The following is an 11,444-nucleotide window of genomic DNA, read 5'->3' on the forward strand; positions in this document are numbered from 1 at the left end:
GATATTGGTCAAGTTTTAGACTATTAAATATGCCATCCTTCAATATATTCATCGTTTACTAAACTATCATCAATTAGAACAAATCCAACATGAGGTGTCCAGATAGCTATGCTTTCTCTAAATCCTTTTCCTGATTTAATATTTACGTTGTATTTACCTTCGTCTTCGGGTAGCTGGTCTTTTAATTTTGTGTATTCCATGCTGTAAAACTAATTAATTAAGGCGTTTTATAAAAGTTTACTGGGTTTTGTTATGAAATTGAGGAAAATAAAAAAGCCTCTCATTTCTTAATGAGAGGCTTTTTTATGAATTATAAGTTTAATCTAATTTTATTCTTTCTTCTCGATTAGCCAGTTCCCAGGCAGTATGAAATACCAGACGTGCACGGGTTTCTAATAAGTCGTATTGAATTTTATCAGGAGTATCCGATGGTCTGTGATAATCGTCGTGGGTGCCGTTAAAATAGAAAATAACCGGAATGTTATTTTTTGCAAAGTTGTAGTGGTCGCTACGATAATAAAAACGATTAGGATCGTTGTCGTCGTTATATTTGTAGTCAAAGTCCATATTAATGTACTTTTTGTTTACTTCTTCAGAAATGTTGTGTAACTCGGTGCTTAGTTTATCCGATCCAATAAGGTACACATAGTTACGATTATCTTCATGCTTTTTATCAACTCGTCCTATCATATCGATATTTAAATCGGCAACTGTATTTTCTAATGGAAAAATAGGGTCGACATCGGTATAGTATCTTGAACCAAATAAACCAATTTCTTCACCAGTAACGTGTAAAAATAAAATACTACGTTTTGGTCCGTGTCCTTCATTGGCTGCTTTTTTAAAGGCTTCTGCAATTTCTAAAATGGCTACGGTTCCTGAACCATCGTCGTCTGCACCATTATTAATTTTTCCATTGCCATTAACACCAATATGATCTAAATGTGCTGAAATTACTATAATTTCATCTGGTTTTTCAGATCCTTTAATGTAAGCCACTACATTTTCAGAAGCTTTAGCCTTATTTGAAAAGAACGACTCTGGAATATCTTGAAAATAATCGCCTTTAGCAATTGGTGATTCTATACCTAAACTTTCGTAGTGATCTTTTAGGAAGTTTACCGCCTTTTTTTGCCCAGGTTCACCTGTTTTTCTACCTTCAAAATCATCTGAAGCATAGGTATACAAGGCTTCTTTTAATTCATCTGAAGTTATGGTTGCAGCATAAGTTGAAGATAAATCTTCTTTATCTTGTTGCTTATTGTTTTGCGATGTACCGCACGATGTAATTAATAGGGCAGTACATAAAAAGACACTTAGTCGTTTCATGAAGTTAAATTTATTTAGACTATAATATTACAAAAATGAATTTATAGCTTACCCGATTTTGAAATTAATTTAACAAATGGTTATTCTCATCGGTTAGTAATCGGTGGTTTTGATTTGCAATTTGCCATGCGGTGGCAAAAATAAATCGTGTACGCTGCTCTAATAAATCGAATTCTATTTTGTCTGGTGTGTCTGTAGGTTGGTGGTAATCGCTGTGTTCGCCATTAAAATAGAAAATAACCGGGATACCCTTAGCCGCAAAATTATAATGATCAGATCTGGTATAGTACTGATTTCTGTCATTTTCAGCATTATAACGATAATCTAAATCGATATGAAAGAAGGTATTATTTACTTCTTCGGAAATATAATGTAATTCTTTACTAATTCGGTCTGCACCAATTAAATAAAGGTAATTGGGATTGCTTTTATGAACATCGTCTACACGACCAATCATATCCATGTTCAGATTAGTTACGGTGTTTTCTAACGGAAATACGGGATGTAAGGTATAGTATTCTGAACCTTTTTTTCCAATTTCTTCGGCGGTTAAATGTAGAAACAAAATACTGCGTTTCGGACCGTGACCTTCTTTTTTAGCCAGTTTAAAAGCCTGTGCCATTTCCATAAGCGCCACTGTTCCCGAGGCATCATCGTCGGCACCAAAATACGTTTCCCCCTTATCGCTAATGCCTAAATGGTCTAAATGTGCAGATATAATAACTATTTCTTCAGGAACTATACTTCCTTCAATAAATGCCATGACATTTTCGGTAGGTTTTATGTCTTTAAGGAAAAAATCTTGAGGTATTTTTTGATAATAATTAATGGTATCTCCCAAAGGGGAGGTTATGTTTTCTGTTTGATAATAGGATTTTAAGAAATGAGCCGCTTTTTTTTGTCCCGGTTCGCCCACGCGTCTCCCTTTAAATTCTGTAGACGCAAACTTGTAGAGATGTGTTTTTAGTTCTTCTGAAGTGATGGTGCTTGCATATTTGGTAACCCAAGGCTTATCGACCAACTGTATACTATTTTTAATATTTTCAATTTTAGTAGTATACTTAGGTGTAGCACATGTACCCACGAGGGTAAGTGCAGAGAGTATGCAGAAGATTTTCATGTGTTTGTGTTATATCACATGAAACTTACAACCATCATTCTTTGGGGCAGAAAAATGTTGAAAGTGTGAGTTTCATTTTTTGTTCCTATCCCAAATATAATAAAAACAGGAAATTACTTACTAATTAATTTCTAAGTTTTCTAAATCTGAAGCTTCAATTTCAGATTCTATAATCTCATTAGCTTTTATTTCAAGATTTTCTAATTCAGCCTCATTAATTTCTAAAGATTCTATTTGAGGTTCATCGATTTCAATAGTTTCAATGGCTGCGTCGTCTATTTCTAAATCACCTAGTTCGGCTTCATCAATTTCAAGTTCTAGACCTTCTAATTCTTCAATAGCAGCTTCTTCAAACTCCTCTTCTTTAGCTTCTAATGCTTCGGTATTTTCTACTTCTGTAACGGTAAAAGCAGCTTTGTAAGTGGTAACCGCCAAAGCCATTATAGTTAATAGAAATGAAAACTGAACTAGTTTTTTTACTTCTCCTGTTTTCTTTCCTAAATAGAAGGCACCTCCGGCAAACAAAAGAGCTGCAATTCCCGGGAAAATAGCGAGATTAGAAACTGGTAATACTGATAATATGACAGCGAAAACAGAAGCTATAACAGCAAATATGGTTAGTGTTTTTTTCATTCTAAAATTAATTTTTTAATCCTGTAGCCGATTTAATTTTTAATTCACCGTTACCCACTGGAATTTTAAATTTACCGTAAACCAAAATCTTATTAGCATCGGCAGTAAGCCAAATAAGGTTACTGTTTGTTCCTTGTAACACATTGTCACTAGATCCAACAGCTAATTTGTAACATTCTTTTTTACCAATAGCTGTACTAATGGTTTCTTTACCTAAGTATGTTACCTGACCTTTGGTTTCTTCGCGGTCAAAGATAATAGTAAAACTTTTTTTAGAACCAACTTTCATGGCACTAAAATCTATTAATCTTAGATTATAAATCGTAGAAACAATGTCTTTTGTCCCTGCATTTATTTTTACGGTTTTGTTTTCCTCGTAATTATTTTTCTTTTTCATTAACGATTTAACGGTTCCGGTGCTATGGCTAAAAGTATATTTCATGTATTTATAATAGCCACCTTCGTTAATGTCGCGTGAATATAAATAAGGAGTAAGAGTTTTTGGGCTTACATAACTTTCGTATAAATCTCTAATTTTAAAAAAATTGTCCCACTTGCTGTAAGTTACGGCTGTACATTTTAAACGTAATAAGGTCGCTTTAGACGTTTTTACCGGGCTGGTTTCCATAGTTACTTCTGCAATGTCGTTTAATACACCAGACATATTATAGGAAGCAGTATAGATTAGTTTTTCGTTATAACCAACCGCTGTGTTTTGTGCTATGGCAGTTAAAGATGCTAAGAATAGCATGAATAGAAATGGGATGCGTTTCATATGATTATAGATTATAATGTATAACGACAGGAGTATCATTTATTGTGCCGAAAATACAATGCTTTAATCGATTATGCTAATTTTTGTTTGTTTGTAAGTGTTGATGTAGGAATACTGATAATTGTCATGATTTGTATGCCTAACAAATTGTATTTTTATATATCTGAATTTTAATTGTTTATTATTCAGATAGGAAACAGCGAGTGACAAGAAAAACTTTTAATTATGAAAACGATTTTATTACCTACGGACTTTTCAGATAATTCATTAAATGCTATCGATTATGCAATGAAGATGTTTAAAAACCAAACCTGTAACTTTTATATTATGAATGTACAGCGTGTGGGATCTTATATATCTGATGATTTAATGATGGCAAACCCAACAGGCGTTGTTTACGATACAGTTGTTGAAGCAGCAAAAGTATCTGTTGACAAATTAATAGCTAAGTTGGTTAAAACTTATAAAAATGAAAAGCATGAATTCTTTTCATTAGTCGATTATGATAATTTTACCGATGCCATAAATCAGGCGGTCATTAATAATGATGTGAATTTAATTATTATGGGAACCAAAGGAGCATCAGGTTTAAGTAAAAAGCTTTTTGGTAGTAATACGGTTAAAGTATTGCAACACTGTGAAGTTCCGGTATTGGTAATTCCTGATGAATATGAATTTACAGGTTTGCAGGATGTAGCCTTCACCACCAGTTTTCAATCCTTATATAACATGCAGGAATTAAGACTGCTTGATGAAATTATAGCTAAAAATAGTAGTAAGCTTAGCGTTTTACATGTGGTGTTGGAAAATTCAGATCCTAAAGAACTGTTTCGAGATGTTGACTTTTTCAATGAACACTTTGAAGATGTATCTTATAAAATGATAGAAACTAATGTTCAGGATATTTTCGATGCCATTCAGGGATATATAACCAATAACGATATAAAGTTAATTGCCATGATAAATAAAAAACACTCGTTTTTAGAAACGGTTTTTGTAGAACATCAGGCAGAAACTTTCGCATTTAATATAAATATTCCTTTATTAGTTTTACCAAAACGCGAATAGCCCACAAATACATATTAAATAAGATTGGTATCTCTTCCAGATAATTGATTATGTAACCTTTGTTACACATTGAAGTAACATAAGTTACTGAAAATAAATATCTACCGACCTACTTTTGAATTATTAATTTAAGTAATTATGAAGAACAAAATAGGTGTATTAATATTTAGTTTTCTCAGTCTCGCTTTGGTGTCTCAGGCACAGGAAACTGTTCTGTTATCTAAGGCAGAAGCGTTAAGCAGAGTTCAGGAAGAAAACACATCGATAAAAATATCGGAGGAAGAATTCAATAAAGCGCAGGCCGATTTCAGGCAAACAAATGCTGTATTCTTACCAAATATAACCGCAAGCCATACCGGAATTTCTACAACAAATCCGCTTATGGCTTTTGGTTCTAAATTAAACCAGGAGATTTTAACGGCTTCAGATTTCGATCCGGCCTTGTTAAACGATCCGTCAAAAACTCAAAACTTCGCAACGAAAATTGAAGTTCAGCAACCTTTAATCAATGCCGATGGTATTTATCAGCGTAAAGCCGCTAAAACAAAAATGGAGGCGATGTCGTTACAAACGCAGCGTACATCAGATTATTTAGCGCTTGAAGTCGATAAGGCTTATATGCAATTGCAGTTAGCCTACAAAGCGGTTGATGTTTTAAATAAAGCTTTAGAGGCTGCCAATGCCAATAAAACCTTAGCTGACAATAGTTTTAAGCAAGGCTACTTACAACGTGCCGATGTCCTTAACGTGGAAGTTCGTGTAAGCGAAGTTCAGGCGCAGTTACAACATGCGAAAAGTAACGTTCAGAATGCCTCAAATTACCTGTCATTTTTAATGAACGATGAAACCTATATGGTTTATAAGCCAAGCGAAGATTTGGTAGTTGAAGCCTTAGATTTTCAAAATTCAAGTATTTCAGAAAACCGTAGCGATATCAAGGCTATGGAATTAGCAAGTGAGGCTTATAAGGACATGAGTAAAGCTGATAAAATGACGTTCTTACCTCGATTAAATGCTTTTGGAAGTTACGAGATGTACGACGATAAAATATTTAGAGCCGATGCCAGTGGTTATGTGGTTGGTGCGCAGTTGAGTTGGGACATTTTTCAGGGGTCGAAACGTTTTGGTAAAGCACAGAAAAGTAAAGCCGAATACGAAAAATCGAAGTTAGAATACAATCAGTATGTATCGCAAAGTAAGCTGGAACTAAACAAGGCAAAACGCATGTTGCAGGATTCTGAAAACAAGCTGAATTTAACAAAACTGGCGTTAGAACAATCTGAAGAATCTTTAAGAATAAGAACAGATAGATTTAAAGAAGGCTTAGAGAAAACTTCAGACTTATTGATGGCTGAAACCCAGTTTTCACAAAAACAATTAGAATACTATCAAACAATTTTTGAATATAACTATGCGCAGGCATACTTAGAATTTTTAACTAAAGAATAAGGATAAGAGATGAAAAAAATATACACATTAACAATACTATCACTAGCTGTTTTATTCGCTAGTTGTGGAAGTGATGACAAGAAGGCTGTTGCAGATAACAGACCAGCCATAGTGGTAACAGTAAATCAGGTTGCGGCGAATGGAAACTCACCATTTTTGGCCGTAAGTGGAAAAATTAAAGCGGAGAACAGCGCTACCTTAAGCACCAGAACGATGGGGTACATTAATAATGTATTGGTAAATGTTGGCGACAACGTTAAAAAAGGACAGCTATTAGTTGCCATTAATAATACCGATTTACAAGCTAAAAAAGCGCAGGTTAATGCCGGTATTACTGAAGCAACCGCAGCTTTTAATAACGCCGAAAAAGATTATAAACGTTTTAAAAGTTTATACGACAATAACAGTGCATCGCAAAAGGAATTCGACGATATGACCGCGCGTTACGAAATGGCTAAAGCCCGTTTAGAGGCTGCTAAGCAAATGGAAAATGAAGTGAATGCACAGTTTGCTTATACTAATATTACAGCACCGTTTAGTGGTGTTGTAACCAGTAAAATGGCAGAAAAAGGGGATATGGCCAATCCAGGTCAGCCGCTTATTACCGTTGAAGCTCCGGGAAATTACGAAGTGATAGCTATGGTTCCTGAAACTGAAATTTCAGCAATTAAGAAAGGAACAGAAGCGACGGTTTTAGTGAAATCTATCAACAAGAGTTTAAAAGGTAAAGTAACCGAAGTAAGTACTTCGGCGAGTCAGACAGGTGGACAGTATTTAGTAAAAGTGGTTTTAGAGAAAACCGATGCGAATATTTTATCGGGTATGTTTACTTCAGTACAATTTCCTGTGGAGCGTAAAGCTAAAACGGCTATGGTTTTAATTCCAACAGAAGCGGTGATTACTAATGGTCAGTTGTCTGGTGTGTATACCGTGAGCCAAAGTAATACGGCTATTTTACGCTGGTTACGCTTAGGAAGAACGTTTGGTGATCAGGTGGAAGTATTATCTGGTTTATCGGCTGATGAATCGTATATCGTTTCGGCGGAAGGTAAACTTTACAACGGAGCAAAAATTTCAATTCAATAACTATAAATCTGCGTTAGGGATGGCAGCGGCATCCTTTTTTATTGTCACATTGAGCGCAGTCGAAATGTTAAACAATAAAAATGATACAGCGAACAGCCCGTTAAAACGCCAAAAAAATTAAAACAATGAAAGAAGGTTTAGCAGGAAAAATAGCCAAGCTTTTCATAGGCTCGAAGCTTACTGTGCTTTTAATGATCGTTTTTATGGTTATTGGAGTGTATAGTTCGTTTTTAATTCCGCGTGAGGAAGAACCGCAAATTGATGTGCCTATGGCCGATATTTTTGTGGGGTATCCTGGAGCGAGCCCAACAGAGGTCGAGTCGAGAGTGGTAAAGCCGTTAGAGCAATTAATTTCGAATATTAAAGGGGTAGAGTATGTGTATTCAACCTCGATGAAAGAACAGGCCATGGTGATTGTTCAGTTTTACGTGGGTGAAGATATTGAGCGCTCGTTTGTAAAGCTGTACAATGAGATTAATAAGCACATGGACCAAATGCCGGAAGGGGTTACCTTTCCGTTGGTAAAAACCCGTGCTATTGACGATGTACCGATGTTAGGGTTAACGCTGTGGAGTGAACATTACGACGATTATCAGTTAGGGTTAATGGCTCAGGAGTTGGAAGCCGAAATTAAAAAGGTGAATGATGTGGCCATAACCCATAAAATAGGAGGAAGAAGCCGCCAGCTTCGCGTGGTTTTAGATAATGATAAGTTAGCCGCCAGTGGTCTGGATTTCTTATCGGTTTCTGAAATGATTAAAGCCAATAATACCCAGTTAAATTCTGGAACCTTCGATAAAAACGATACCGAGTTTGTAGTCAACACTGGAAAGTTTTTAGAAAGTGTTACCGATGTAGAGAATCTTGTGGTTGGTGTACAACAAAATCAGCCAATATACTTAAAACAAGTAGCCTCTATTTTTGACGGGCCAGAAGTACCTCAAAACTATGTAAGCCTTGGATTTGGTCAGGGTAGTGAAAAGGCATCAGATTTTAATTCGGAGTATCCGGCAGTGACTATTTCGGTGGCAAAACGCAAAGGTGCTGATGCCATGAAAATTGCCGATGTGATTATTGATAAAGTCGAGCATTTAAGACAAAATTTAATACCTGACGACGTTCATGTGGAAATCACCAGAAACTATGGTGAAACCGCATCGCATAAAGTGTCGGAATTATTGTTACACCTTATCGGATCGATTATTGCCGTAACGTTTGTGGTGATGTTAGCCATGGGTTGGCGTGGTGGTTTAGTGGTGTTTTTATCGGTACCAATTACTTTTGCCTTGACCTTGTTAAGCTACTACATGTTAGATTATACGCTAAACAGAATTACCTTATTTGCGTTAGTGTTTGTTACTGGTATTGTGGTCGACGATTCCATTATTATCGCCGAAAATATGCATAGGCATTTCAAAATGAAGCGCCTGCCATTTAAACAAGCGGCGTTATACGCCATTAACGAGGTGGGGAACCCGACTATTTTAGCGACGTTCACTGTTATTGCTTCCGTGTTACCAATGGCGTTTGTATCTGGGTTAATGGGACCTTATATGGCGCCAATGCCAATCGGGGCATCTATCGCGATGATTTTATCGTTATTCGTAGCCTTAACCATAACACCATATTTAGGATATATTTTCTTAAGAGAAAAGGATAAAAAAGGTGTTGAAGAGAAACCTAAAAAAGCGTTAGAAGAAACAGTAATTTATAAGTTCTATAACAAGTTCGAGCGTCCATTAATGGAAAATAAAGCAAAACGCTGGATCTTTCTAGGAGGTACATTTGTTTTACTACTTGGAACCATGATGATGTTCTTTACCAAATCGGTTGCTGTAAAAATGTTACCGTTTGATAATAAGAACGAATTTCAGGTGGTGATTGATATGCCGGAAGGCACCACATTAGAACGCACTGCGTTAGTGGCTCAGGAAATCTCGCAATATTTATCGACACGTCCGGAGGTGGTGAACTATCAGAATTATATCGGAACATCTGCTCCGATAACCTTTAATGGATTGGTACGTCACTACGATTTACGTGGAGGTAGTAATATGGCCGATATTCAGGTTAATCTTTTAGATAAAGAAGCACGTTCGGCACAGAGTCATGATATTGCTAAGCTGTTACGTCCGGATATTCAAAAGATTGCTTCAAAATACAATGCCAATGTGAAGATTGTTGAAGTTCCACCAGGACCTCCGGTATTATCAACCATAGTTGCTGAGGTTTACGGACCAGATTACGACAAGCAAATGCAGATTGCAGATAGCATTCAAAGTATATTACATAACACTGAAGATGTGGTGGATATCGACTGGATGGTAGAAGCCGATCAAACAGAATATCAGTTTACAATCGATAAGGAAAAAGCGATGCTTTACGGTGTGGCGCCTAAGCAGATAGCGTACACGATGAATATGGCTCTGGCGAATCGTCCTATAACAACCTTATACGACGAAGATGCCGTGAATCAGGTGGGTGTGGTATTGAGTTTAGATGAAAAAGAAAAGTCGACCATTCAGGATATTTCACAGTTAAAGGTGAAATCACAACAAGGAAATTTAGTGCCAATCGCGGATTTAGTCGATATTGTTGAAACGACAAGCGCTAAAAGCATCTATAGAAAAAATCAGAAACGCGTGGTGTATGTGATGGCTGATATGGCCGGGGAACTGGAAAGTCCGGCGTATGCGATTTTAGGTATGGAAGAAAAACTTAAAGCGATTGATTTGCCTCAAGGCTATGAGATGAATGAAATGTATTTAGGACAACCAGATTACGAAGACGATTATACTGTAAAATGGGATGGAGAATGGCAAATTACCTTAGAGGTATTTAGAGATTTAGGAATTGCCTTTTTAGGAGCCATTATCTTGATTTACATCTTAATTGTAGGGTGGTTCCAGAACTTTAAAGCACCAGTGGTTATGATGGTGGCTATTCCGTTATCGTTAATCGGTATCATTTTAGGTCACTGGATGATGGGCGCCTTTTTCACGGCAACATCATTTATTGGAATGATTGCATTGGCAGGTATTATGGTTCGTAATTCGGTATTACTTATCGACTTTATTAACCTTCGATTAGAAGAAGGCGTGCCGTTAAAACAAGCAGCAATCGAGGCCGGAGCCGTAAGAACAACACCAATTTTACTAACCGCAGGAACGGTAGTTATTGGGGCGTTTGTTATTCTTTTCGATCCTATATTCCAAGGTTTAGCCATTTCGTTAATGGGAGGTACCATAGTATCTACAGTATTAACCTTGTTGGTAGTGCCATTAGTGTATTACATGATTGAACGAAAAAATTATAAATAATCTATTAAGGGGTAGTTCATATAAAAATTACAGACCATGAAATTAGTAATAGTAACAGCAGTAGAGGAGTTTCATAATGATATTATAAAACTGTTCAAAAAAGCGCAAATAGAAAATTTTAGTGAGTCGGATATTGACGGCTATAAAACAACCAACCCTTTAATAGTGGCTTCAAACTGGTTTGCCGGAGAATCCAAAGGTAATGAGTCTAATATGTTTTTTTCTTTCACAGAAGAAGATCGTATTGATGCTTTGTTTAAGGGAATTAAAGAATTTAATAGTCATATGGAAACCAATAATCCAATTAGGGCTATTGTGCTTCCAATAGAACGATTTATATAAGAATTAAAATAGGTAAAAATGAAAAATAGAATAGTACGTGGTATTGCCGGAACCTTTATTCTGGTAAGTTTATTATTAGCGATTTATGTCAATCAAAACTGGTTGTGGTTTACGGCATTTGTAGGCGCTAATTTATTACAATCCTCTTTAACCAAATGGTGTTTAATGGATACCATTTTAGAGAAATTAGGTGTTAAAGATTAATGTTTTTATTTGAAATTGAACAAGGTTTGGTTGGTTCTCAAAATTGATGTTGTTTAAGTTATTAATGTGTTAAGGTTATTTCTTGTGAAAAAATATTTTCACTGTAAGATATTAACTG

At 35.9% G+C, this 11,444-nt stretch carries 11 protein-coding genes; 6 read left to right on the forward strand and 5 right to left on the reverse strand.

The annotated features are described in order from the left end of the window. Window positions 1-23 precede the first annotated feature (23 nt). The 5 genes from R1X58_RS12810 to R1X58_RS12830 form a co-directional block, all read right to left on the reverse strand. Complete coding sequence (locus tag R1X58_RS12810; protein WP_240574571.1) at window positions 24-200, reverse strand: hypothetical protein; 177 nt, start codon at window positions 198-200, stop codon at window positions 24-26. A 118-nt stretch (window positions 201-318) separates the two neighbouring features. Next, the gene (locus R1X58_RS12815) at window positions 319-1,329 is read right to left on the reverse strand and encodes a M28 family metallopeptidase (RefSeq protein ID WP_240574570.1); all 1,011 of its coding nucleotides are present in this window, start codon (window positions 1,327-1,329) and stop codon (window positions 319-321) included. 64 nt (window positions 1,330-1,393) lie between these two features. Next, window positions 1,394-2,449, reverse strand: a complete 1,056-nt coding sequence (locus tag R1X58_RS12820; RefSeq protein ID WP_240574569.1) for a M28 family peptidase — start codon at window positions 2,447-2,449, stop codon at window positions 1,394-1,396. A 120-nt stretch (window positions 2,450-2,569) separates the two neighbouring features. After that, window positions 2,570-3,082 (reverse strand): FUSC family protein, encoded by a 513-nt coding sequence (locus tag R1X58_RS12825; RefSeq protein ID WP_240574568.1) that lies wholly within the window; start codon window positions 3,080-3,082, stop codon window positions 2,570-2,572. Window positions 3,083-3,089: 7 nt separating this feature from the next. After that, the gene (locus tag R1X58_RS12830; protein ID WP_240574567.1) at window positions 3,090-3,857 is read right to left on the reverse strand and encodes a DUF3108 domain-containing protein; all 768 of its coding nucleotides are present in this window, start codon (window positions 3,855-3,857) and stop codon (window positions 3,090-3,092) included. A 225-nt stretch (window positions 3,858-4,082) separates the two neighbouring features. Here R1X58_RS12830 and R1X58_RS12835 point away from each other — a divergent pair, with 225 nt between their 5' ends. The 6 genes from R1X58_RS12835 to R1X58_RS12860 all read left to right on the forward strand — a co-directional run bounded on the left by R1X58_RS12835 (window position 4,083) and on the right by R1X58_RS12860 (window position 11,326). After that, window positions 4,083-4,925: a universal stress protein gene (locus R1X58_RS12835; protein ID WP_240574566.1), complete on the forward strand. Its 843-nt coding sequence runs from the start codon at window positions 4,083-4,085 to the stop codon at window positions 4,923-4,925. Window positions 4,926-5,063: 138 nt separating this feature from the next. Then, window positions 5,064-6,374, forward strand: coding sequence for a TolC family protein (locus tag R1X58_RS12840; RefSeq protein WP_240574565.1), 1,311 nt, complete (start codon window positions 5,064-5,066; stop codon window positions 6,372-6,374). Window positions 6,375-6,383: 9 nt separating this feature from the next. Further along, a complete protein-coding gene (locus R1X58_RS12845) occupies window positions 6,384-7,460 on the forward strand; it encodes an efflux RND transporter periplasmic adaptor subunit (protein ID WP_240574564.1) in 1,077 nt (358 codons plus the stop codon). Window positions 7,461-7,585: 125 nt separating this feature from the next. After that, window positions 7,586-10,780 carry an efflux RND transporter permease subunit gene (locus R1X58_RS12850; RefSeq protein ID WP_240574563.1) on the forward strand — a complete coding sequence of 1,065 codons (3,195 nt, stop codon included), beginning with the start codon at window positions 7,586-7,588 and terminating at the stop codon, window positions 10,778-10,780. Between the two features lie 36 nt (window positions 10,781-10,816). Next, entirely contained in the window at window positions 10,817-11,122 is a 306-nt protein-coding gene (locus tag R1X58_RS12855) for a hypothetical protein (protein WP_240574562.1), read from the forward strand. Between the two features lie 18 nt (window positions 11,123-11,140). Further along, window positions 11,141-11,326: a YgaP family membrane protein gene (locus R1X58_RS12860; RefSeq protein WP_240574561.1), complete on the forward strand. Its 186-nt coding sequence runs from the start codon at window positions 11,141-11,143 to the stop codon at window positions 11,324-11,326. Window positions 11,327-11,444: the final 118 nt, after the last annotated feature.

The sequence above is a fragment of the Aestuariibaculum lutulentum genome, assembly GCF_032926325.1.
Lineage (GTDB): Bacteria > Bacteroidota > Bacteroidia > Flavobacteriales > Flavobacteriaceae > Aestuariibaculum > Aestuariibaculum lutulentum.